The following is a 22,359-nucleotide window of genomic DNA, read 5'->3' as shown; positions in this document are numbered from 1 at the left end:
TGGAAAGCGCATGCGGCATGGCTGCTGTCCGGATCAGCATTATTCGCTGCAGTCCATCGACATGACCTGTGCACGAGGCATTCTGGCGATTGCCCCGCCGTCAGCCATAATTAGTTATAGCGCTTGTATACGGTCGTCCGACCATCAGCCTGGACTAGCAAAACCTCATACGGATCCTTGCGAGGCCCCTCCATGCCAGGAGAGCCGAGTGGCATGCCAGGCACGGCTAGCCCCTTCGCTCTGGGCGTTTCAGCCAACAAGCGCTTTATATCGGCCGCTGGCACATGGCCTTCGATCGCATAACCGCGCACCAGTGCGGTATGGCATGAACCCAGAGAGTCAGGAATGCCCGCCTTCTGGCGATAGTCCGCAGGATTCGCGACGTCCTGTGTCTTGACACTGAAACCATTTGCTTCGAGGTGTTTCACCCACTTCGCACAGCATCCGCAAGATGCGCTCTTGAAAACCTCAATCGTTGGTGCAGCCGCGTGAGCAAGAAGAGGAATGATTAAAGCGCCTGCAGTGGCGATGCGCGAGACGAGATGACGGATCATGGTGATTCTCCGGGAAATGTGTAGATGAGCGGCCGTGGACCGGCGTGAGCCGTTCCACAGTGACTGGCAGATTAAAGCTTCGTGGAGCCGGCGACCGGGTATCCAGCTTCGATGATCGCGGCTTTGACTTTGTCGATATCGACCTCGGTGTCGACCCGTACGGTGCGACTCGACAGGTCGATGTCCACTTTGGCACTGCTGTCAACGCCCTGCACGGAACGTTTTACACTGCTCGCACACCCACCGCAGTTCATTTTCTCTACCTGGAACTCATACATGGTTTTACTCCTTTGATAGGTTGAACGAAGGCATCGGCTGCTCGGCAAAATAACCATGGTCCACCGAATAAATCATCCGACGATTCGTTTGGTACTGTAGGCCTTCCAACCATGGCAAGGTCAAGTCCTATTGCGTCGTCGGGCTGGTTGTTGCTGCACATCCGGAGCCAGGTGGCAGCCTGCTCGATCGGAATGGGAATCAGCAGCGGGAACTTGCTGGGTTGTAGTGGCCAAGTCATCCAGTATCGGGCAGTCCGGCCTGTGGTTACCGTGGCAGGAATCGGACAATTCGTGCAGCTGATCGCGGATGGACTGCAATTTGCGAATGTCTTCCTCAAGCTCAGCAATATACTGGCGTGCCAGATCTTTCACGTCGGCGCTTTTACGATCCCGGTCTTCCCATAAGCCCAGCAATGTCTTGATCCGCTCGATCGAAAAGCCGAGATCACGCGAGCGCCTGATGAAGCGGAGCGTCTGAACTTCATTTTGTGTGTAGCGACGGTATCCTGCTTCGCTGCGGCCAGCCTTGGCGATGAGCCCGATACTCTCGTAGTAGCGAATCATTTTCGCAGACACCCCGGAGGCGTCCGCTGCCTGTCCAATATTCATAATTCCTCCACGTCTCTGGTCGGTTGCCAGCGGCGCAGCAGCAGCGAATTGGCCACCACGCTCACACTGCTCAGTGCCATGGCAGCGCCCGCAACCACCGGATTCAGGTAACCCAGGGCGGCCATTGGAATGCCGACGATATTGTAGATAAACGCCCAGCCCAGGTTCTGCCGGATCTTCCGGTAGGTTCGCTTCGATACATCGATTGCCTGCGAGACCAACAACGGATCACCGCGCATCAGGGTGATGCTGGCTGTATGCATCGCGACTTCGCTACCGGTTGCCATTGCGACCCCAAGATCGGCTGCAGCCAGGGCAATCGCATCGTTGATGCCATCGCCGACAAAGCAGACGGTCTCACCCTGCTGTTTCAGTGTCGTGACGACATGCGATTTATCGGCGGGTAACAGTCCTGATCGGACGTCGGCGATGCCAATTGCTTCTGCGATGACACGCGCGGCGCCGGCGTTGTCACCCGTAAGCATGATGGATTTAATTCCCATGTGGGACAAGCGGGCTACAGCGGCACGGGCGGAAGGCTTGAGCGTGTCGCCGAACGCCAGTATGCCGACCAGTTCAACGCCATGCTCGCCTTTCAATGCCAGCCACGAGACAGTACGGCCTGCCGCTTCGTGGCCCGTGGCGGCGTCCGCTAGGCCATTTGTCACCACACCGAGCTCGTGCATCATGCGCCCATTCCCGAGAAATACGGTGTTGCCGTCGATATCGGCCTGTACCCCACGGCCCGGCAATGCCTGCGCATTGGTGGCGGAAGGGACTGCAATAGCCCGACTGTATACTTCCGCCTGGACAGCTTTTGCCAGCGGATGGTCGCTCAGCTGCTGCACGGCGCTCGCCAGTTGCAGGACACCCGGTTCTGGCATGCCCGCGCTTTCGATAGCTACCACGGCAGGCTTGCCTTCGGTAAGGGTGCCTGTTTTATCGAATGCCACGACTGTCACGGCATGTGCCGTTTCGAGCGCCTCGGCGTCCTTGATCAGGATGCCGTACCGGGCTGCAGTCCCTGTGCCGACCATGATCGATGTGGGCGTTGCCAGGCCAAGGGCGCATGGACATGCAATCACCATCACCGCCACGGCGTTCAGCAAGGCCTGTTCCCAGTTACCGCTTGCTATCCCCCAACTGATGAAAGTCAGCACGGCGAGTACCAACACCACCGGAACGAACACTGCGCTGACCCGATCGACAAGCCGTTGGATAGGCGCCTTGACTGCTTGAGCATCCTCGACCATCCGGATGATGCGGGATAGCGTGGTCTCACTGCCGACGGCCGTCGCTTGGGCTACCAGGGCGCCGTCGGCGTTCATGGCGCCTCCCGTCAAGGTATCGCCTGTCGTCTTGGCGATAGGCAGGCTCTCGCCGGTCAGCAACGATTCGTCCAGGTGGCTGTTCCCCTCCACAATCACGCCATCGACGGGTACACGGCCGCCCGGCATGACGAGGAAGAGGTCGCCGTGCCGGACCTCGGTTACCGGTACTTCCTGGTCCACGCCGTCGCGCCGGACGATGGCGGTGGTCGCGCGCAACGACTCCAGCGCCTTGATGGCTGCGACGGTCTGGTGCTTGGCACGCTCTTCGAGCCATTTGCCCAGGAGGACAAGCGTGATGATGACCGCTGAGGATTCGAAATACAGGTGGTGCATACCATCGTCGCTGCCATGGGTGGCTAGCAGATATAAAGAGAGACCGTAGGCCGCCGAGGTACCGAAAGCTACGAGCAAGTCCATGTTGCCCGCGCCTGCGCGCAGCGCCTTCCAGCCGGCTTGATAGAAGCGGGCACCGAGCCAGAACTGCACTGGTGTTGCCAGCAAGAGCTGCAACCAGCCAGGCACTGACCAATCCCAGCCGAGTGGCATCACCAGCATGGGCACGATGAGCGGCAGGCTGAGCATCCCAGCTGCTGCAGCGCGCCACCATGGCGGTAGCGCGGGGCCGTCTGCCTTGGCACCGCTATTTTCCGCCAGCACAGCTTCGTATCCAGCCTGTCGCACTGCATCCATAACGACATCTGGATTTACCCCGCTTGCGACGCCGACCTGCGCTTTTTCGGTTGCCAGATTGACCGATACCGAGGTGACGCCAGGGACCTTGCTCAGCGCCTTTTCGACACGGCCGACACAGGAAGCGCAAGTCATGCCGCTGATCGACAGTGCGATCTTTTCCTCTGGAACGCTGTACCCAGCATTCTCGACAGCCTCGTGGATTGACGTCAGGCTGGTGGCAGAGGTGGCGCGCACTGTTGCGCGTTCAGTGGCGAGATTCAAGGATGCGCTTTCCACGCCGGGCACGGCTTGCAGTGCTTTTTCAACGCGCGCTACACAAGAAGCGCACGTCATGCCATTGACCTTGAACGCGTGGTCCAGTGCTGTTGCATTCGATGTAAAGGTGAGATTCATACCGTTCTCCAAAATCTGACCACCACCACCTTATCCCTTCCCATCATGGGAGGGTCAAAGGAATTTTCAAGAGAACGTGCAGCCTAGATCCTTGGCTGGCACCTTGACCTTAGCACTGTCTGCAGCATGTTTTGACCGGCAATAGGAAAAAACTCTGTTTGGCAGAATGTCGTAAAAAAGTCTATTTCTTGCTTGCACGAGAAATTCGCGCTACATTAAAAACGCTGCGAAATTGTATAGACAAGCGGTTAATCACAAACTTGATGCCACCATGTGCTGTCACCTGAAATCGCAGCGTTGCAGTCCTTTAGTACCCACAAAAATAGCCGGAGGGTAAATGGTTCGCAAATACGTCCCAGGAACGACAGCCGCGCTCGCAATGCTAGTCCTGCAGCAGAGCGTCCATGCACAGCAGCCCGCTACCAGCGAAAATACGCAGGCTAGCGGGATGGAGCGAGTACAGATTACGGGCAGCCGGATCAACCTGCGACAGGAGCAGCTCACTGGCGTCGGCCCGGTCACCGTGATCGACGCCGAGACCATCCAGCGCTCCGGTGCAATTTCGGTCGAGACGCTGCTCCAGCGCCTGCCGTCGTCCGCCGGCACAGCGGGGAACCAGACAAGCGCTTATTGGACCAGTAACGGTTATGGGACCACTCAAGTCAATCTACGCGGCCTCGGCATCGACCGAACACTGGTGCTTCTGAACGGTCGCCGCGTCGTGTCGGGTGGGACTGGCGCCAATAGTTCGGTCGACCTGAACATGATCCCGGTCGCGATGATCGAGCGGATCGAGGTGCTCAAGGACGGAGCGTCGGCGATCTATGGCGCCGATGCCGTTGCCGGTGTCGTCAACATCATCACCAAGAAGGCAATCGAGGGTGTCGAGGCCGCCGTCCGCTACGGGAAGACGGAACGCGGCGACGGTGACGAGAAGTCCGCTGATCTCGTATGGGGCACACGAAGCGAACGCGGATCGCTGATGGCATCGCTGAACTACTCCGAGAGCGGCGCCGTCAATCTGGCCTCACGCGCGCCTTGCGCGCTGTTCGAAGAGGACGGCGAGCTGGTCTGCTCCGGCAGTTCGTCCACCATCGGCGGCCGTGCCCGGCTCGCAGATGGCCGCCGCGTCAACTTCAACCAAGATCCGAACGGGAACCCACGCGGCTTCGAGACCTACAGCGCTGCCAAGCATGCGTACAACAGTAATCCCTTCCTGAACGCGGTCAACCCGATCAAGCGCGTCGGTGTCGGTGCCTTCGGCAATATGCGCCTGACCGATCGCGTGGACATGTTCAGCGAGCTCATGTTCACGAACCGCAAGTCGGAGCAGCTGGCGACGCCAGGTGCGATCGGTGTCTATCGTCCGATCGAGATAGCTGCAACCCATCCGACTAATCCAACGGGGCAGAACCTCACCTTGGAACGGCGTAGGGTGGCTGAAGTGGGGCCACGCTACTTCTTCCAGGAGACGAACACCTTCCGCATCGTTGCCGGCCTGAAAGGCGCTCTTGGTGAGAAGTGGGACTGGTCGGCCTCGCTCAACTGGGGCCGCAACACGGGCGTGGACGGGATGACGAACATCATCAACCTGGACCGGGTCGATGCGACGCTGAACGCAGCAACCTGCGGCCTGACGCCGGCCTCTGCTCCCTGCGGCAATTATCTAGGCTATGGCAACCTGAGTCCGGCGGTGCTGGAGTATATTCACTTCACGACGCGCGACCATGGCGGCAATGACCAGAAGAGCTTCAACGCGAGCATCAGCGGCGAGTTGTTCTCGATGCCCGCAGGGCCGGTCGGATTCGCGTCCGGCTTTGAATACCGCCGCGAGAAAGGCTGGCGCGACCCGGACAGCCTGATCGTGTCCGGTGCAGCCAATACGAACGCCATGGATCCGATTGCGGGCCAGTACAGCGCGCGCGAGGTATTTGCCGAGCTATCTGTGCCCTTGCTGGCCAAGCTGCCGCTGGTGCAGTCGCTGACCATGAATGCGGCCGCGCGCTACTCCGACTACAGCCTGTTCGGTTCGCAGGGCACCTACAAGCTCGGTCTGGACTGGCAGGTAATGCCGGCGCTGAAAATGCGCGCGAACAGGTCGACGGCTTTCCGTGTCCCGAACGTGCCTGAGCTGTTCGGTGGCGTTTCAGAGGGTAACCTGACGACGACGGACCCATGCAACAACTGGAATACGCTCGATCCGAACTCCGCGGTTTACAAAAACTGCCAGGCCTCCGGCGTCCCAGTTGGCTTCAGGCAATTTGGCCCGTCAATCCTCACAACGGGCGGCGGCAACCAGAACCTTAAACCGGAAGAGGCAGACACCTTCACGGTCGGGATGGTGTGGACACCGTCCAAAGCGCTGACCCTGACCCTCGACTATTTCAACATCGAGATCGACAACGCCATCGAAACGGTTCCGGGATCGACCAAGCTATCGGTATGCTATAACTCGCCCGGCCTCTCCCACATCTTCTGCCGTCCCTCGAGTTTCACCCGCGATCCGCGCACCGGCGAGATCAATTTCCTGTCGTCCCAGCCGGAGAACGCAGCGCAGCAGAAGGTCGCAGGCCTGGACTTCGGCGCCATGTACGATTTCAGCCTGTTCGGATGGACGTCGTCTATCGCGGCCGATGTCTCGCGCCTCAACCGCTTTGACGTGACGCCCTTCCCGGGCGGCGAGGTCATCGAGTACGCCGGCAAGATCACGGGCGGACGGGGGAGTTATGCAAAGTGGCGGTCGACGGCGTCCCTGACGGCGGCCAACGGGCCGTGGTCCGGTTCCTACACGGTCCAGTACATCGGCAAGGCCGATGACATCAATGCCGCGCCGGAAGACATTGGCTCGCGTGCACCGAGCATCGCGTACCACAACGCCAGTGTGAAATACGCGTTCAACAAGGCGATGGCACTCTCGTTCGGGGTCGATAACCTGTTCGACAAGCGTCCTCCGTATATCCAGAGCTGGACGGACGGGAATACCGATACGATGACCTACGACCTGTTGGGGCGCCGCTGGCATGTGCGCCTGGGCTACAAGTTCTAGTCTTCCAATGATGCCGGGCGGCCCGCGAACATGTATCCTTCGCGCCTGATCGCCCGGCCGCCTGGGTAATTTATCTATTACAACAACTATGCAATTAGCTTTCTGGGTGCGACGCGCGCACAAATGGATCGGGCTTGTCATCGGCGTGCAGGCACTGCTCTGGATGATCAGCGGCCTTTACATGGTCGTCGTCCCGCTTGAGGTCATCCACGGCGACCATCTGGCCCACGTCCCGACCGAACGGCTCAATCCATCCGCCACCCGTATCACCCAGGCGCGTCTCCATGAGACCTACCCTGGCATCAACAGCGTCAGTATGAAGAGCCTGCTCGGCAAGGAAGTCTACGAGATCAAGCAGGGTCAACAAACGAGCCTGGTAGATGCCACCAGCGGCAAGAAGATCAGCCCGCTCGACCGGGACCAGATCGTCGCCCTGGCGGATGCGGCTTACGTAGGGGAGGGCAGCATCAAGGGCGTCGAATGGGTGACGAAGGCACCCAAGGAAGTCGGCTCGCGTCCCGTTCCGCTGTGGGCCGTCCATTACGACGAGCCGGGGGAGACGACGCTGTACTTTTCCCCGCATACCGGTGACCTCGTGGCGCGGCGTCATGAACTCTGGAGGTGGTTCGATTTCCTGTGGATGTTCCATATCATGGACTACGAGGAACGCGAGAACGTAAACAACACGCTGTTGCGCACGGCCTCGATTACCGGCCTGCTGTTTGCCCTCAGCGGGGCATGGCTGCTCTTCTATAGCTTCAACCGGAAGAAGCAGGCATGAGCCACTGGATGAGACGCTTGCACAAGTGGGTGGGGCTGATCCTGGCGATCCAGTTCCTGTTGTGGATGTCGAGCGGTGTTGTCATGAGCCTGCTCGACGCAAAAAAAGTACAGGGGCGTGAATTCCGCGTCAAGCCGCCGGCGCCGCCTGTGTGGCCACATAACGTACTCAGCACGGACCAGGTACTTGCCGCCAGCCGGGAAAACGTCATGGCAATTACCTCCGGCTGGCTGGTCGACCGGCCCGTGTATCGGCTGCAGAACGACAAGCGCAGCTGGCTGGTTGGCGCAGCGGACGGGAAAGCGGTCGCGGTGGACGCCGGTTTGGCACGGGAGATCGCCCGCGCATCCTATTCCGGGAGTGGCAAGGCCGGCACGCCGCTCCTGCTGAACTTCACGCTGGAGGCAAGGGCACACAAGGAACCTGTGTGGCGGATCGACTTCGACGATGCGGATGAGACGTCCGTCTATGTCTCCAGCCGGTCGGGAGCGGTGCTCGAACACAGGAACAGTACCTGGCGACTGTTCGATCTGTTCTGGATGCTCCATATCATGGACTACAGCGAGCGGACCAACTTCAACAATCCCTTGCTCGTCTCCAGTGCGATCGGCGGCCTGTGGATGGCATTGACGGGTGTCTGGCTGTTGTTCGCCAGTGTCCGGCTCGCGGAATTCGTTCCGAGCCGGTGGCGTCGGCGCCGTATTGTCAATCTGGTCGACGCCAGCGGCGCGACGCAGCGCTCGGTCGATGCAGTGCAGGGCGATACCGTGTTCCAGGCGCTCGCCCGCTCGGGCCTGCAGCTGCCGTCGAACTGTGGCGGAGGCCAAAGCTGCGGATTGTGCGAAGTAAGATGTGTTGGGCAGGCACCCGAACCTACCGGCGCCGACCGCGCGCTGCTGTCGCCACAGAAGCTCGAGGCCGGATACAGGTTAGCCTGCAATCTCCCGGTGAAGCGCAGCCTCAATGTCGATGTCGGGAACGCCCTTGCATCGTCTGCTGAACGGGTGGGCGTGGTCACTAGCGTCAAGCCGGTGACGCCATTCCTGCGGGAGATCACAGTGCGGCCGCAGGGGAAAATGGAATGCCGGCCGGGCGCCTATGTCCAGATCCACGTTCCTGCGTATGCGCGAGATGCCAGCCACGTGCACGTACCAGAGGAGCACCAGGACGACTGGCGCACGGCAGGGCCGATGTCGACGCTTGCCAATGATGCGCCCGTTCGGAGGTCGTATTCGATATCGGTTCCCGTGGAGTGCGCCGGCTCGCAGTTGACTTTCCTGGTTCGCTTCATGCCGGGGGAACGGCCAGGGAGGGGATCAGGCTACATGTACACGCTCAAGCTTGGTGACGAGGTTTGCTTCAGCGGTCCTTTTGGTGACTTTGCACTAAAGCCTGGATCACGCGAGAAGGTGTTCATCGGTGGAGGTGCGGGAATGGCACCGCTGAGAGCAATGATCCATGAGCTGCTGCTGAAAGGCGCGACGGAGCCGCTGCACTTCTGGTACGGAGCGCGCAGCCGACGCGATGCCCCATACGTGCAGGAGATGCAGACATTCGCAACGAAACACACGAACTTCCATTGGCATCTGGTGCTGTCGGAGGAGCAGCCTGAATACGGCGCGCCGGTTGGATGGGTACACGAAGCTGTGCTGGAGGGCCTGCTGCGCAAGCACCCAAACATCGCCTCGGTCGAGTTTTACGTGTGCGGCCCCCCGGCGATGCTGTCGAGTACGTGCGCGATGCTGCGCAGTCTTGGGGTCGAAGAGGCGAACATCGCCTACGACGATTTCAAGATCTGACGAAACAGAGTGCATGTCTAGCCCTCTCGCTCTGACCTCCTTCAACGTCTCAAGTGGCGAATCTAGTCGAGTAGATCGTCCCTATCGTCCTACGATGATGTAGAGCACTTTTCTGAGCGCTGTGCGCTTAGCGCACCGATTGGTTGCAAGGTTAGAGCGCTGAGCATTCAGCTGGGTGCAACATGAACCGCTGCCTCAGCATGGACTGACCGGGGGCGTACCCGATGATATGCGCCAGCTGGAAACAGCTGAGATTACCGCCCTGATCAACACCACAATGTGTAACTAGCTTAGATTGCACGCCCTTCAGCGTGGGGTGGAGGATTCTGGCCGTGCAGCCAGAAGGGGGGCTTTCGTTGCCTTCGTTAGATTTTGTCGATGGCGATTAATCGCTTTATTGTCCGCTTGCTACGTTCGCTGTACCGGCCTGACAGCACTAACTCCAGCACACACCCGAGCCAAGGGGCGGCTATCTATTCACTGTCAATCTTAATACGCAGCTATCTGGCGCCGAGTACAATGAGCCGCCTCTCACTTCTGTTTGTGGAGTCGGGTGATCACCATCGTGTTCCCCCGGGATTCAATAGTGAAGTCAACTTTATCCCCAACTGCGACCTTGGCCGCAGTGCTCGCGCTCCTGATCGGAAAGCCATGGCTTCCAGCTTCCATCTTGTATTTGCCGATGGGCTCGTGATCGAGCGTAACTTTCTTTGCTGGCAGATCAATTTGTGTGATAGTTCCTTTGCCTGTCGTGCGTGACAGACCATGGGTACTGCCCCCTTCATCATGGCGTTGAGCGCTGGCGGTTGAGCCAAGCATCAGCCCGATGGAGATGAGCACTGCACTGGCGATTGAGGTTTTCATGGCTGCTCCGATAAAAGTGGTAAGAAGTTGCTTGGGGCCGAGTGGCCTCAGGATCAACTTATTGCAGATAAATAGTACTGAACACTGATGCATCATGTACTTGATGTATATCAAATAGGTTGGTATTCACGCATTCGACACCTATCGCATCGTCATCGCTTAATGCCCGTCCTGCCCTCGTCAGTCCTGATCTACATATCGGACATTGGCTGCATTGCCGAATCGCGCTGCATCATCTGTTCCATCATCATCTGCATCATGTCCATCCGTTTTTCCATCGTCTCCTGGCGCTTTTTGATCACGTCAGGTTTGGCCCCCGCGGTCCCTGCGCCGGTAGCAGTACCCTGAACCCCACGCATTGCGGTCATATTTTCGCGCATCGTTTGCATATGCTCATCGAGCAGTTTTGCGCGCTCTTTGGGATCCGTGGTCATCTTGATGTGTTCCATTTGGTTCTGCATTTTTTCGATATTCGCCTGCATGGTTGGCATTTGCTTGTCCATGTCCATCGGCGCGCGCTCCATAGGCATGGGAGGCTTCGCTGCGTCCTTTTTCATCGGCATCGGCATTTTGTCCATCGGGCCACAGCACATTGCCGGCTTAGCTGGGGTGGGGACGTTTTGGGCAGATACGATCTGCGACAACGTGCAGGTCATTAAAAGGCCAACTAACAATACGGTTTTCATGATGGTATTTCCTTTGGGTGAGTGAATGGTTCAAGCGGAATCCGGGTACCGACCAAATCAGTGAATCTTTTTCCAGCCGACGCCCTTGATGTCATTCCAGGAAGTCGTCTGATGGCACAGGTAGCACTGGTTTACCTTGGCGTTCGGCTGACCTGCAATACGAGCGGACATCATGGAAAAGTGCATCATGTTGTGACTCGGCGGCGGTTTATGGCACTGGGCGCACGCGGTTGAGTTGACCGATGGATGACGAAATTGGGCGACGGTCCATTGGGTCGTCGCGTGACATTGCACGCAATTTGTGCCGAGCATCCCTTGATGCCGGTCCACGGTCGCATGGCAGCTGGCACAATTGAGGTTCGCTTCACTGGCAATGGGCCGGGGATGCGACGGCGGCAGGGAGAGTGCATTCGGGGCACGAGACCCTTGGCAGTCACCCTTTGTAACGCAGGGCTCGACCGAATACCGGGTGGCGTCTATCGAGAATTGTGGTTTAGTCTCGACACTAGGCGCGCTCGCAAATAGGGTATTTGCCGTTTCAATGTCTGGTGCGCTCAGTCGGCCGTTGCTATCGCCAACGTTTGGTTTTTCCCCCTTGCTCTCCCGTTTGGCAGTTTCAACGAGCATGGCGTGATCCATGGTTGTTGGCATTCGGCTTGCACCCTGATGTTCCGTATGACAGCCGCTGCAGGTCTGGATATTTGCGTGGAACGCAGTTGGCAGCCGCTGGAGAAGTGCCGCGTTATCGGCATGGCACGAGATACACAACGATGGTGCAACCCCTTTGACGGGAACATGACATGCAGCGCAGTTGTTTGCCAAAAAAGCGTGCGATCGCGAGAGAGGGCCGGGAACGACAGCTTGCTGCCAAAGTTCTTCTACCTGGATATTCCTGCTGTTCCAGCTGAAGCCGATGCCTGCGACCAGGACGAGCCCGATCAGGGCAGCGACAAGGCGGATGGTCTTTGTCATCTCATCACCACCAGCGGAACCCGTATTGCATGGCAGCGCCTACGTGCGCCACTAGCAATACATAGAAAGCGATCGACAGGACGATGTGTATCGTGAGTGAAACTCCAAACAAATTTTTAAACAGTCCGTGAAGGCGGATCGCGTACTCGAGATCGGCGACAGCTTCGGCGATACGGGTTACCCGGCTGGCTGTGTCGATCGGGGGCTCCGGTACACCGACCAATGGGCCACTGGCCTCAGCTACCGCAGCATTTGAAGCAATATGCATTGCACTCGAAATGCTTTCGAGTTGTCCCCACGTGTTATCGAGGTCACCTCTGGCTGTTTGCAGAAGTATCAATTTATCCTTGATTTCCTGTGAAACCTGCGCTGACAGATAGCGCACTGCATATCCGCTGATGACAATGAGGAGCATTGCCGTCACCAGTGCGACGCCTAGCCAACTGTCGAATTTATGGCCGGTATGAATAATCGCCAACAGTGGCCCGAACAGACCTGCATAGACATGCAGCGTCATCAGAGACTTCAACGAAATTCGCTGCCCGATACGCACACGCACGAACCCGATCCGTTTGCATATGGTGTAGGCGAGCGGCACAAGCATGAGAAGCGCCGCGGTTAGACCCACGATGGTTCCCAAGCCACTGCCCGGAAAGCGCGGCGAGCGATGCAGGAAGAAGCCAAGCCAGCTCAACAGCAACAGACCTGCGATGCTGGTAACGATGAGACGGTCGTTATCCTGTTTTAGCATTATCAAGCCTCCACCGTGACGGGCCCTTTGGGCTTTGCCTGGCATGCCAGAACAATGCCTTTAACCTTGTCATCGGCGTCAAGCGCATCGTCAATCGCCATGTCGACTTCCCCGGCGGTCAGCTGTACCTTGCAGATCCCGCAGGTCCCGACACGACATGAGAATTCGATGCCGATGTTCAGTTCTTCCGACAATTCCAGCAGCGTTTGGTCTAGGTGAATTTTGGCGGACTTGCTGCTTTTGGAAAAACTGACCAGTGGTCCGGTAGCGGCTGCCGCAAATCTGTTGGAACCCTCGCCGGGGGGCGGAGCAGCCGTGCCGAAATCCTCGGTTTTTATCTGCTCAGCCGGTACTTTCAATTCCTGTAGCAGTGATCGGACCGCTTCCATCATGACCGGTGGGCCACACATATGAATCCTGCGCGAAGCGATGTGTGGCACAGCCTGCGACAGCACATCCGTGTTCAGGCGCCCCGTCAGGCCCTGCCAGTCGGTTCCGTCCGGATGCTCCATAACGACCGTCACATGCAGCCAGGGATTATGCCGTTCGAGCTCGGCAATCTCTTTCGCAAAGATGAAATCGGCGGGTGAGCGGCAGGCATAGATGAAAAATATGTCGTTTGGCCACGATTGCTCACTGAGGTACCGGGATATGCTCATCATCGGCGTGATGCCGACTCCGCCCGAAATCAAGACTATGCTATTGGCCTCGGTTCCCGTGAACGTGAAGCGTCCGACCGGGCCGCCGGCTTCAAGCTCATCGCCCACTTTGAGCAGATCAGCGATATGTCTGGAAACAGCGCCTCGGGGCTCACGCTTGACTGTCAGATCAAGATAGGCGCGCTGGGTTGGAGACGACGAGATCGAGTACGACCGGTTCATCCGGGCGCCACCGATGGAGAATGTCACGTTGAGAAACTGCCCGGGCAAAAACGTGAACGGTAACGCTGCCGCATCGGCCGCCGGACCAAGTCGGACTGTTTTCACGGTAGGCGTTTCAGTGATGACGTTCATGACACGAAGCAGACCGTGCCACTTGGCGTCTGGAATGGAGGGTAGTGTATCCGTAGAGGGGGAGCCTGCATCCCGGTGGGCTGTATGCACGGGCCCCTTTGTCTGAGTCTCAGTGCCCTGCGCGACCGGCAAAGTGCCGAAATCAGGTCGATTGGAACCGGAAGGGAGGGGAGCCCCTCCCAGCGCCGGCGCCGCGCCAGGGGGGGGCTTGCCAGAACCTGCATCGATGCGGCCGAACAGGGCAGCCGTGCGCCGCATCTTGAAGAAGTACATCGCGATCATGGCAATGGCAAATGCGACGAGCAAGGCCATTGCAATCATGTGCATCAGTGAAAAGCGCTCCAATGCCATGCCTGATTCCGGGTTCTCAACCTGGCCCAAGTCCATTTCGCCCTTGAACCAACGCAGCGCAGTGGACTGCGGTGACGTGCCTTCGGCCAGAACCCTGTGTGCGGCGGCGCCGCTATCGATGCGCCCGAGCCCATCGCGCAACTGCTGCATCGCTTCGGAAGCAATCTTGTGGTCGCCCGACGTGATGGCCCCGAAAAGCCGTTGCTGGCCTAGCTGAACCAATGCCTTGCCCTCGCCAATACGCGCTGCGGACAGGCGTTGCACCTGTACACGCTGCTCCGGCGTCATCGATGGCATGCCCATCATCAGAGGGTAAAGTTCATTCCCCGCAGCACCGCCACAACATTCCTGCCCCATTCCGCCCATCATACCTTCCATCATTTTACCCATGGCTGTCATGCCATCCGGTGGCATGCCGGCCGGTACTGGTGTCGCAGCTTGGCTGTTGGGTGTGTCCGGCGCGGGTTTAGGTAGCTGCAGGCTAGGCTGCTGTCCGGCGGTCATCGTCTGGCTGGCATCCGCGTTTGTCGACGGTGTTACGGGTGGTGATGCCCCTGTTGGATGATGGGACGCATGCTCGGATGCATCAGATTGCGCGAACAATGGAAGCGTGACCGTCATCGCTGCAAATAAAAAGCCGCATGCAAGCAGTAACGGACGCATGTCGATCCGCCGAAACCCATTGTTGAGTGTGGGCATTTGGGCCAGACAGGATCGGGCTCCAGACACGGCTCTCATGTGACGCTCCATAGATCGAACTCAAGCCGTCGATCCAACCGGGCCTCCGCTCTACGAGCCGGCAGCTGAGACTGCATACATTTTTGCCTGCTCAGGCGTACGATAATGAGTGGCGTGTGGTTGTAATCAGCCACCTCGCGTTGCTTCAATATGAATTGATAGTAGCCAATGGCGTTGGCAGAAGTATTTGATCTATATCAAATAAGGGCAAATTAGGCAAATATTGGAATGGCCGATGGTGGCCCATTGAACGTTGGACAATGGCAGCCTGCATTGTGTGCTCTCAGGCAAAGATACTAACCAGTCGATATCTATAACCGATTCATATCAATAAGTTGATTTCTGACCCTATCGCTTTATCTGTGGATACGTTATCAAAGGCGGTGATCGCTCAAAGCGCTTTCAAAGGGCAATCCTCTATCGGTCGTGACGACATCTATCAAGTTGCGTAATGTAAATATATTGTCGATTTAAAATTTCCTTGTCGAATGGTGTGACCGGATCCGCCTGCCGGATGCTAGTCTAATTGACATGAAACGCAGCCTCTCCACCTTTGTACTGTGGTTGCTGATCGCAATCCTGCCGCTCAATGCGGCGGCGACGCGATTTGCCTGCTGCTGGCCGACCGGTGAAGAGGCAACGTCCGAGTGCGAGCAGCACCGCGGGATAACCAAGCAGAGCGACGCGTCGATGGCCAAGCACCGGGCTGCCATCGGAGAACGCTGTTCACACTGTTCACTGTGCTGCGCACCCACGCCTGCCCTGCAGCAAAACGTTCTTGCCGTTCCTTTCAACTCTACCATCGCCCATGCGGAGGCAAGTACCGAGCCACACCGCAGCAGTTGCACACGCGATCGCCTCGATCGCCCGCCCAAATCCTTCCTCTCCTGAACTGTTCATAGCGCCGTCCGCCAGGCACGGACTGCCTCGTGGCGTGCATCGTCGCGCACGGTGGCTCGGCGTGTCTCGTATCTTGCGACTGAATCAAGGAGAAGAATCATGCATCAGCAATTTCAAGAATGTATCGACGCGTGCAATGCGTGCGCCGACGCCTGTGACCACTGCTCGGCAGCTTGCCTGCAGGAAGAGCATGTGCAAGCGATGGCACGTTGCATCGAGCTTGATATGGACTGCGCCCAGATTTGCCGTCTAAGTGCCGCTTACATGGCTCGAGGTAGCGAGTTTGCCGCCGCGCTTTGCCGTCTATGTGCCGATATCTGCCGGGCTTGCGCGGATGAGTGTGGCAAACACAAAATGGACCATTGCCGGGAGTGCGCCGCTGCTTGCCGGCGCTGCGCCGATGCGTGCGCCCGCATGAGCGGCGCTTAGTGCACTAAAACCGTTGCGATGGTACTCGCATATCACGCCTGAAGCGCGTCGTGTGCGGTTGCCGTTTTGCGGATCCAATCTGATGAAATCAATGGAGCAAAACCATGAAAGCACTTCCATTCGCTTTGAATGTAGTGGTACTTGGCGCAGCAATGTGCGTGTCTGCTGGAGCCCATGCCGAGATTACGCTGTACACCGACCGCGCCGCGTTCCTTGCCGCGGTACCGGGAACAGTGACCGACAGCCTGGACGACCTTGCGCCAGGATGGCTGGAAGGGGAGGCCGCGCGCGAAGCGGCATCCGTGTCCTATCGGATCAGCGCGGGGCCGAGTGACGCCGGACTCTACCTTGCTGGCCCAGCAGGTGCAGTGGCGGTCACCGCGACGATGGCATCCGATGCCCTGACTTTTGATCAGTTCAACCCTGGGATGCGCGGCTTTGGTGGCCTGTTCTATGGCTCCGATGCGTACGGTGAGTACAGCGCAGGTCGTGCGCTCGAACTGACGGCCACAGCAGGTGGAGAGACATTGACGTTTACGCTTGCACCGGACTCCAGCGAGTCGTTCTTCGGCCTTGTGTCGTCAACGAACCTGGAATCGGTATCGCTGCGTAACCTCGACGAAGATGGCAACGTTTACTGGGCCACAGCCGACTCGCTGGTATTGGCAGTTCCGGAACCAGCCACCTGGGCCATGCTCCTCGGTGGCATTGGACTCATGGGCGTCGGCACAAGCCGTAGACGGCGTGCACTCTTCTCGAAGCTTGTAGCGGGTATCGGCATCGCCACCGTTGCTTCGGTCGCCTACGCGGACGGGCCGGGCCGCGGGCAGACCGCAGCGTTCGAGAAAAACTACCTGACCTTCATCATCGATCATCACTACTCGGCACTACGCATGTCGGAACTGGCAGCAGGGACCGACACGACGCGCGATGCGCAGGTTGTCGATCCTGACGAGGGAACGTCCCCCAGTCCTGGATTTGCTGCAACACCGGGCAAGGCAAGCGATGTACAGATCAAGTCGATGGCTCGCCTGGCGAACCGGATGCAGCGTGAGGAGATCGGACGGGCCCAGCGGTGGTTGCGTGACTGGTATGGCATACAACATGAACCGCAACTCAATGACGAAGGGCGGCGCATGATTGCCATGCTTGACGGCACGCCCGAGGGGGCGCAATTCGACCAGGTCTTCCTGCGTATGTTCAGCAATCACCACCTGAGCGCACTCGCGCCCAGCCTGCATTGCGTGGTCAAGAGCGATATCGGACATGGCGACCTGCAACGCTACTGCGAGGACATCGTCATGACGCAGAAGAACAGCATCAACGACATGCGCAACATGCTGTGCAAGCAGTTCTCCCAGTGTGATTTCGTGCCTCTGACCGGGGACAAGCGTAAGGACAACGAATTTTAAACGCTGCATGAAGTAAATTCCATTCTTAAATTAAGGAGTACATGATGAAAAAACTGATGAAACAAGGCGCTGCCTGCGCCGCGGCGATGGCCTTCTTCTGCACGGTACCGGCGCTTGCGCAATCTTCACAACAGCAACCAGCAGGCGCGGCGCAGCAATCTCATGACATGAGTGGCCACAGCGGGCACGACATGGCGGGGATGAAAATGACTGGTGATGCCGATCTAGACTTTGCGACGAATATGCGATCGCACCACCAGATGGGCATCGATATGGCCAAGGCTGAGCTGCAAAACGGCAAGGACACACGGATGCGCGAGACGGCACAGAAGATCATTACCGATCAGACCAAAGAGATTGCCAAGCTCGACGCGTGGATTGCGAAGCGCAAAGGACAGTCCAAGTAATCCACGGGCTTTAGCAGACGAGTCATCGCAGGCCAAGAGGGCACAGTCCTCTTGGCTGGCCTGTGCGTGCGCAGCGCAGCGCAGGGACGGCGACGCGTCTTCCGGAGAAGGGAATGTCGTATGAAGCTTTCTATCAAGGCGGTTGTGGTCGGAGCACTTCTCGTGCTCATAGTGTTTGCCCTCGTCGTGGCCGCTGTTGTTACAGGCGGACTGTACAACTTCGCGGCGGACGACCAGCACTCGCGGCCGGTTTTCACACTGATCGAGCATGCACGGCAGCGTTCGATCTCCACCCGTTCGGCAGCAATTACGGTTCCGGACTTGTCCAGCCAGGACCGGATCAAAATGGGTGCAGGCAATTACGACGCCATGTGCGCCCAATGTCACTTGGCTCCCGGACTAGGGGCCTCCGAACTGAGCAAAGGTTTGTATCCCGCACCGCCGAATTTATCGAAGGTGACCGTGAACCCGGCGGCTGCCTTTTGGGTGATCAAGCATGGCATCAAGGCCTCCGGCATGCCGGCTTGGGGCATGTCGATGAGCGACGATGACGTGTGGAGCCTGGTTGCGTTTCTCCAGCAGTTGCCGCGGCTCGACGAAGAGCGCTACCGACAGCTTGTTGCTGGCAGCGCCGGCCATTCTCACGGTGGTATGCCAACTGCAGGCGGCACGCAAAACGCCACCGAAGCTCATCCGGACGACGAACATGACGGCCGTCACGGTCATCAACGAATGAACGAAGAACATCATGGCGCGAAGCGTTAGCGCCTTGCTGCAACTCGACAGGGGAAAACTATGCAATTGAACCACGATGAGAGAGGCGATGTCAGCGTTTGGCGACGCCGACTTCTCAAAGGATTTGGTGTACTCGCAACGGGCATGTCGGGGGTGTGGCCGCGCCGACTATTGGCACAGACCACGGCTTCGGACGCGTTGAGTGGAACACAATTTGACCTGCAGATTGGCCCCGTTCCGGTCAATTTTACTGGCGCAGACCGTATCGCCATTGCCGTCAATGGGCGCGTGCCGGCGCCGACACTGGTTTGGCGCGAAGGTGACACCATCACACTGCGAGTAACGAACCGCTTGCCGGAGACGAGCTCGATCCATTGGCACGGTATTCTCCTGCCGGCGAACATGGACGGGGTGCCGGGCCTGAGTTTCGCAGGCATTGCTCCTGGCCAGACCTTTGAATACCGCTTTGAAGTGAAGCAGACCGGCACGTACTGGTACCACAGCCATTCGGGCTTTCAGGAGCAGAGCGGTTTGTATGGGCCAATCGTTGTCCAGCCCAAATCGGGAGAGCGCATGCCCGCTGAGCGCGACTATGTGGTGATGCTGTCGGACTGGACCGATGCAAAGCCCGAGCGCATCTTTGCCAATCTAAAGAAGATGAGTGACTTCTTCAACAGTAACCAGCCCACGGTGGCGGACTTCGTGCGCGACGTGCGCTCGATGGGCCTGGGCGGGGCCCTCGATAAGCGCAAGATGTGGGGCCGCATGCGCATGGCGCCGACCGACCTCAGCGATGTGACGGCTAGTCGTAACGTGGGGGGAGGGCTGATCTACCTGATCAACGGCATGCCATCGAATCGCAATTGGACTGGCCTTTTCCGGGCTGGCGAAAAGGTGCGACTGCGCTTCATCAACGGCTCCGCCACCACAATCTTCGACGTGCGTATACCGGGCCTGAAACTGACGGTAGTGTCCGCCGACGGCCAGGACGTCCAACCGGTCAGCGTCGACGAATTTCGCATTTCCGTGGCGGAGACTTACGACGTGATCGTCGAACCTGTTGAGGAAAGGGCCTACACGATCTTCGCGCAGTCGATCGGCCGTTCCGGTTTTGTCCGGGCCACGCTGGCACCTCGCCCAGGGCTGCAGGCCGAGGTGCCGCCGATGGACCCGCCGCAATGGCTCAGCATGACCGACATGATGGGAGCCATGTCCATGTCAGGCATGGATGCAGTGGAGGATGTGCAGGGCATGAAGGGCATGGAAGGCATGCAACATGGCGCGCAGGCGCCCACTAGTGGAAGCGAAAATGTCATGCAAGGCATGGACCATGCTGCGATGGGACATGGACAAGAAGGTAAGCCGATGCACGCTGTAGGCGCTGCCGCAGCAGCTCGGCCTCCCAGGGTATCGCATGCACGGACGGAATACGGGCCAGGCGTGGATATGCACGTGGACATGCCCCGCACCAACCTGGACGATCCCGGCGTCAACCTTCGGGGCAACGGCAGACGTGTGCTGACCTACGCCGATCTGCACACGATCGGCGGGCCGATCGACCCGCGCCCACCGGAACGCGAGATCGAGTTGCACCTGACGGGTAACATGGATCGATTCATCTGGTCCTTCGACGGCCAGAAATTTTCCGAAGCGCTGCCAATTCACTTCCGCCTCGGCGAACGCCTGCGCATCGTCCTGGTCAACGACACCATGATGAACCACCCGATCCACCTGCACGGCATGTGGAGCGAGCTGGAAACGCCGGATGGCGAGTTCCTGGTGCGCAAGCACACCATCAACGTCCAACCCGCACAGCGCATTACTTATCGTGTCACTGCCGATGCTGCGGGTCATTGGGCATATCACTGCCATCTGCTGTATCACATGGAGGCAGGCATGTTCAGGGAGGTGGTCGTCTCATGAAAAATCACATCATCAGACACGGCATCGTTCCATTGATGGCCCTGTCGGCCCTTGCACTGCCCGCACATGGCCAATCGGAGAGTCAGGCTATGGATCATGCCGCCATGGGCCATGCAGCCGTACAGGAGCAGGAAAAGGCGAAGCCAGCCGACCACTCGGCCATGCAACACGGAGCAGCGGCCGGGAAACAAGACACGCCGGCGGTATCGCCACCGGCGGCGGCAAAATCCGAGCACGAGGCAATGGGGCATATGCCAATGGGACAGCCATCCCCGGTGCCACAGGCCGCGCCTTCCACGCTGGCAGGGCAGGGTGCCATGGACCACTCTGGCATGGCACATGGCACTGCGCAGCAAGAAGGTGCCATGCCGCCAATGACTGAGCACCAGAATATGGGCAAGCAAGGCACGCGGTCCAACACCAACGCACCGCGTTCAGCCGAACATGCGGGGATGGACCACCAGAATATGCAGCATGGTGGCATGGACATGGGGGCGATGCAGATGGGCCCCATGCAAGGCGGCAAGGCGCCGCCTGACGCCAGGGATCCCGCGGCCTACAATGAAGGCGCCCGTCCTGCCGGCTTCCCGGGCAATGCGATGGCCGACATGGCGCCGTTCGGTCGCATCCTGCTTGACAAACTGGAGGCAGTCAGCGGTGACGGCGAGCGTGGCCAGAACATCGAAGCCGAGGCGTGGTACGGTGGCGACTACAACAAGGCCTGGTTGAAAGCCGATGGCGAACGCCGCAGCGGTCAGCTCGAGGCGATGCGCACTGAATTGCTGTGGGACCGTACCTTCTCTCCTTTCTGGAGCACGCAGCTGGGGATGCGCCACGACACCGGTGGCGGCCCCTCACGCAGCTGGCTGGCAGCGGGCGTACGGGGGCTTGCACCGTATTGGTTCGACGTGGAGGCAACGGCTTACTGGCGTTCTGGCGGCGAATTTGCCGGCCGTTTGCAGGTAGCCTACGAGCTTCTTTTTACGCAGCGCCTCATTCTCGAACCCGAGCTCGAGCTCAATGTCCAGAATCGCAGTAACCGCTGGCGTGGCACAGGGACGGGGCTAACCGATGCCGAGCTTGGATTACGGCTGCGCTACGAGATCCGACGGCAGTTTGCGCCCTATATCGGCGTGACCTGGAATCGCAAATTCGGCAGTACTGCGACACTGGCACGGGAGAGTGGCGACGATCGCAAGACCTTGCAGGCCGTCATCGGCCTGCGCGTCTGGTATTGATGGCTGCGGCCCTGTCAGTTGCGGTAGACAGGGTTCGCTTCCACGAACACGTTGACACCGTGCACGTGCACATCTGCGGGGGCGATCGTCGCGAGATCGATGCGGCCTTCTCTCAGTGTGTCGAACTGCCAGGCGAACGTCTGGCCGCCGACGTTGAACTGCACGACGTCGCCCTGGTTGACATTGATGGAGCGGGTCTTTTCATCGATTGTGACACTGCGGGTGGCGGCGGAACCCGAAACCGCTTGGCCCAGCGGATCCTTGACGTATTCGCCCTTATGGTGCGCCATCGCGGCAACAGGGCTCAGCGCGGCAGCAGCCAGCAGGATCGCGACAGTTTTTTTGAAGGTGTTCATTGCAAAGTCCTTTCGGTGACAGTGTTAAGCAGCAATGGGACCATTCTAGAAGCCGTCCACGCACGCCAGCATGACCCGAACATTACATTTAAATGACAGC

20 protein-coding genes are annotated in these 22,359 nt (G+C 58.8%); 10 read left to right on the top strand and 10 right to left on the bottom strand.

The features are described 5' to 3' along the window. Positions 1 to 110: 110 nt before the first annotated feature. The 4 genes from FHS02_RS14430 to FHS02_RS14415 form a co-directional block, all read right to left on the bottom strand. Positions 111 to 554 (bottom strand): DUF411 domain-containing protein, encoded by a 444-nt coding sequence (locus FHS02_RS14430; protein WP_137315176.1) that lies wholly within the window; start codon positions 552 to 554, stop codon positions 111 to 113. Between the two features lie 71 nt (positions 555 to 625). Continuing rightward, positions 626 to 832 carry a heavy-metal-associated domain-containing protein gene (locus tag FHS02_RS14425; protein WP_137315175.1) on the bottom strand — a complete coding sequence of 69 codons (207 nt, stop codon included), beginning with the start codon at positions 830 to 832 and terminating at the stop codon, positions 626 to 628. A 120-nt stretch (positions 833 to 952) separates the two neighbouring features. Then, the gene (cueR, locus tag FHS02_RS14420) at positions 953 to 1,441 is read right to left on the bottom strand and encodes a Cu(I)-responsive transcriptional regulator (protein ID WP_137315174.1); all 489 of its coding nucleotides are present in this window, start codon (positions 1,439 to 1,441) and stop codon (positions 953 to 955) included. Beyond that, positions 1,438 to 3,858, bottom strand: coding sequence for a heavy metal translocating P-type ATPase (locus tag FHS02_RS14415; protein WP_137315173.1), 2,421 nt, complete (start codon positions 3,856 to 3,858; stop codon positions 1,438 to 1,440). Before FHS02_RS14415 ends, cueR begins: the two co-directional genes overlap by 4 nt. A gap of 337 nt (positions 3,859 to 4,195) precedes the next feature. Between FHS02_RS14415 and FHS02_RS14410 the strand changes: the two genes are divergently transcribed. From FHS02_RS14410 to FHS02_RS14400, 3 genes are all read left to right on the top strand, one after another. Further along, complete coding sequence (locus tag FHS02_RS14410; protein WP_137315172.1) at positions 4,196 to 6,904, top strand: TonB-dependent receptor; 2,709 nt, start codon at positions 4,196 to 4,198, stop codon at positions 6,902 to 6,904. An 88-nt stretch (positions 6,905 to 6,992) separates the two neighbouring features. Next, positions 6,993 to 7,685 carry a PepSY domain-containing protein gene (locus tag FHS02_RS14405; protein ID WP_137315171.1) on the top strand — a complete coding sequence of 231 codons (693 nt, stop codon included), beginning with the start codon at positions 6,993 to 6,995 and terminating at the stop codon, positions 7,683 to 7,685. Further along, positions 7,682 to 9,484 carry a 2Fe-2S iron-sulfur cluster binding domain-containing protein gene (locus FHS02_RS14400; protein ID WP_137315170.1) on the top strand — a complete coding sequence of 601 codons (1,803 nt, stop codon included), beginning with the start codon at positions 7,682 to 7,684 and terminating at the stop codon, positions 9,482 to 9,484. The genes FHS02_RS14405 and FHS02_RS14400 overlap by 4 nt, the downstream gene beginning before the upstream one ends. Positions 9,485 to 10,015: 531 nt before the next feature. On the opposite strand, the gene FHS02_RS14395 is transcribed toward FHS02_RS14400, so the two are convergent. The 5 genes from FHS02_RS14395 to FHS02_RS14375 all read right to left on the bottom strand — a co-directional run bounded on the left by FHS02_RS14395 (position 10,016) and on the right by FHS02_RS14375 (position 14,859). Next, entirely contained in the window at positions 10,016 to 10,348 is a 333-nt protein-coding gene (locus FHS02_RS14395) for a copper-binding protein (RefSeq protein ID WP_175424863.1), read from the bottom strand. 191 nt (positions 10,349 to 10,539) lie between these two features. After that, complete coding sequence (locus FHS02_RS14390; RefSeq protein ID WP_137315168.1) at positions 10,540 to 11,034, bottom strand: hypothetical protein; 495 nt, start codon at positions 11,032 to 11,034, stop codon at positions 10,540 to 10,542. Between the two features lie 57 nt (positions 11,035 to 11,091). Next, positions 11,092 to 12,006: a cytochrome c3 family protein gene (locus FHS02_RS14385; RefSeq protein WP_137315167.1), complete on the bottom strand. Its 915-nt coding sequence runs from the start codon at positions 12,004 to 12,006 to the stop codon at positions 11,092 to 11,094. A 4-nt stretch (positions 12,007 to 12,010) separates the two neighbouring features. Next, complete coding sequence (locus FHS02_RS14380; RefSeq protein ID WP_137315166.1) at positions 12,011 to 12,757, bottom strand: hypothetical protein; 747 nt, start codon at positions 12,755 to 12,757, stop codon at positions 12,011 to 12,013. Between the two features lie 2 nt (positions 12,758 to 12,759). Next, positions 12,760 to 14,859, bottom strand: a complete 2,100-nt coding sequence (locus FHS02_RS14375) for a 2Fe-2S iron-sulfur cluster-binding protein (protein WP_221403862.1) — start codon at positions 14,857 to 14,859, stop codon at positions 12,760 to 12,762. A 531-nt stretch (positions 14,860 to 15,390) separates the two neighbouring features. Between FHS02_RS14375 and FHS02_RS14370 the strand changes: the two genes are divergently transcribed. The 7 genes from FHS02_RS14370 to FHS02_RS31560 all read left to right on the top strand — a co-directional run bounded on the left by FHS02_RS14370 (position 15,391) and on the right by FHS02_RS31560 (position 21,903). Next, positions 15,391 to 15,750 carry a hypothetical protein gene (locus FHS02_RS14370; RefSeq protein WP_137315163.1) on the top strand — a complete coding sequence of 120 codons (360 nt, stop codon included), beginning with the start codon at positions 15,391 to 15,393 and terminating at the stop codon, positions 15,748 to 15,750. A gap of 108 nt (positions 15,751 to 15,858) precedes the next feature. Further along, positions 15,859 to 16,188, top strand: a complete 330-nt coding sequence (locus FHS02_RS14365) for a four-helix bundle copper-binding protein (RefSeq protein ID WP_175424862.1) — start codon at positions 15,859 to 15,861, stop codon at positions 16,186 to 16,188. A 104-nt stretch (positions 16,189 to 16,292) separates the two neighbouring features. Beyond that, positions 16,293 to 17,600, top strand: coding sequence for a DUF305 domain-containing protein (locus FHS02_RS14360; RefSeq protein WP_137315162.1), 1,308 nt, complete (start codon positions 16,293 to 16,295; stop codon positions 17,598 to 17,600). Between the two features lie 41 nt (positions 17,601 to 17,641). Beyond that, on the top strand, positions 17,642 to 18,007 hold the full coding sequence (locus tag FHS02_RS14355; RefSeq protein ID WP_229422271.1) for a DUF305 domain-containing protein: 366 nt from the start codon (positions 17,642 to 17,644) through the stop codon (positions 18,005 to 18,007). Between the two features lie 120 nt (positions 18,008 to 18,127). Further along, positions 18,128 to 18,772 carry a c-type cytochrome gene (locus FHS02_RS14350; RefSeq protein WP_137315161.1) on the top strand — a complete coding sequence of 215 codons (645 nt, stop codon included), beginning with the start codon at positions 18,128 to 18,130 and terminating at the stop codon, positions 18,770 to 18,772. Between the two features lie 30 nt (positions 18,773 to 18,802). Continuing rightward, positions 18,803 to 20,665 (top strand): copper resistance system multicopper oxidase, encoded by a 1,863-nt coding sequence (locus FHS02_RS14345; protein ID WP_137315160.1) that lies wholly within the window; start codon positions 18,803 to 18,805, stop codon positions 20,663 to 20,665. Beyond that, positions 20,662 to 21,903, top strand: coding sequence for a copper resistance protein B (locus FHS02_RS31560; protein WP_229422270.1), 1,242 nt, complete (start codon positions 20,662 to 20,664; stop codon positions 21,901 to 21,903). Before FHS02_RS14345 ends, FHS02_RS31560 begins: the two co-directional genes overlap by 4 nt. 14 nt (positions 21,904 to 21,917) lie before the next feature. On the opposite strand, the gene FHS02_RS14335 is transcribed toward FHS02_RS31560, so the two are convergent. Continuing rightward, positions 21,918 to 22,259, bottom strand: a complete 342-nt coding sequence (locus tag FHS02_RS14335; RefSeq protein WP_137315159.1) for a CzcE family metal-binding protein — start codon at positions 22,257 to 22,259, stop codon at positions 21,918 to 21,920. Positions 22,260 to 22,359 lie beyond the last annotated feature (100 nt).

It is taken from the genome of Pseudoduganella umbonata (assembly GCF_014192225.1).
GTDB lineage: Bacteria > Pseudomonadota > Gammaproteobacteria > Burkholderiales > Burkholderiaceae_D > Rugamonas > Rugamonas umbonata.
This window is presented reverse-complemented; position numbering and strand designations above follow the sequence as displayed.

Bases quoted from the DNA above. Each gene is read 5' to 3' on its own strand.
- FHS02_RS14395 (WP_175424863.1), bottom strand. From the start codon at position 10,348: ATGAAAACCTCAATCGCCAGTGCAGTGCTCATCTCCATCGGGCTGATG.
- FHS02_RS14345 (WP_137315160.1), top strand. From the start codon at position 18,803: ATGCAATTGAACCACGATGAGAGAGGCGATGTCAGCGTTTGGCGACGC.
- FHS02_RS14430 (WP_137315176.1), bottom strand. From the start codon at position 554: ATGATCCGTCATCTCGTCTCGCGCATCGCCACTGCAGGCGCTTTAATC.
- FHS02_RS14405 (WP_137315171.1), top strand. From the start codon at position 6,993: ATGCAATTAGCTTTCTGGGTGCGACGCGCGCACAAATGGATCGGGCTT.
- FHS02_RS14350 (WP_137315161.1), top strand. From the start codon at position 18,128: ATGAAGCTTTCTATCAAGGCGGTTGTGGTCGGAGCACTTCTCGTGCTC.
- cueR (WP_137315174.1), bottom strand. From the start codon at position 1,441: ATGAATATTGGACAGGCAGCGGACGCCTCCGGGGTGTCTGCGAAAATG.
- FHS02_RS14410 (WP_137315172.1), top strand. From the start codon at position 4,196: ATGGTTCGCAAATACGTCCCAGGAACGACAGCCGCGCTCGCAATGCTA.
- FHS02_RS14425 (WP_137315175.1), bottom strand. From the start codon at position 832: ATGTATGAGTTCCAGGTAGAGAAAATGAACTGCGGTGGGTGTGCGAGC.
- FHS02_RS31560 (WP_229422270.1), top strand. From the start codon at position 20,662: ATGAAAAATCACATCATCAGACACGGCATCGTTCCATTGATGGCCCTG.
- FHS02_RS14370 (WP_137315163.1), top strand. From the start codon at position 15,391: ATGAAACGCAGCCTCTCCACCTTTGTACTGTGGTTGCTGATCGCAATC.
- FHS02_RS14415 (WP_137315173.1), bottom strand. From the start codon at position 3,858: ATGAATCTCACCTTTACATCGAATGCAACAGCACTGGACCACGCGTTC.
- FHS02_RS14400 (WP_137315170.1), top strand. From the start codon at position 7,682: ATGAGCCACTGGATGAGACGCTTGCACAAGTGGGTGGGGCTGATCCTG.
- FHS02_RS14375 (WP_221403862.1), bottom strand. From the start codon at position 14,859: ATGAGAGCCGTGTCTGGAGCCCGATCCTGTCTGGCCCAAATGCCCACA.
- FHS02_RS14365 (WP_175424862.1), top strand. From the start codon at position 15,859: ATGCATCAGCAATTTCAAGAATGTATCGACGCGTGCAATGCGTGCGCC.
- FHS02_RS14380 (WP_137315166.1), bottom strand. From the start codon at position 12,757: ATGCTAAAACAGGATAACGACCGTCTCATCGTTACCAGCATCGCAGGT.
- FHS02_RS14355 (WP_229422271.1), top strand. From the start codon at position 17,642: ATGATGAAAAAACTGATGAAACAAGGCGCTGCCTGCGCCGCGGCGATG.
- FHS02_RS14360 (WP_137315162.1), top strand. From the start codon at position 16,293: ATGAAAGCACTTCCATTCGCTTTGAATGTAGTGGTACTTGGCGCAGCA.
- FHS02_RS14390 (WP_137315168.1), bottom strand. From the start codon at position 11,034: ATGAAAACCGTATTGTTAGTTGGCCTTTTAATGACCTGCACGTTGTCG.
- FHS02_RS14385 (WP_137315167.1), bottom strand. From the start codon at position 12,006: ATGACAAAGACCATCCGCCTTGTCGCTGCCCTGATCGGGCTCGTCCTG.
- FHS02_RS14335 (WP_137315159.1), bottom strand. From the start codon at position 22,259: ATGAACACCTTCAAAAAAACTGTCGCGATCCTGCTGGCTGCTGCCGCG.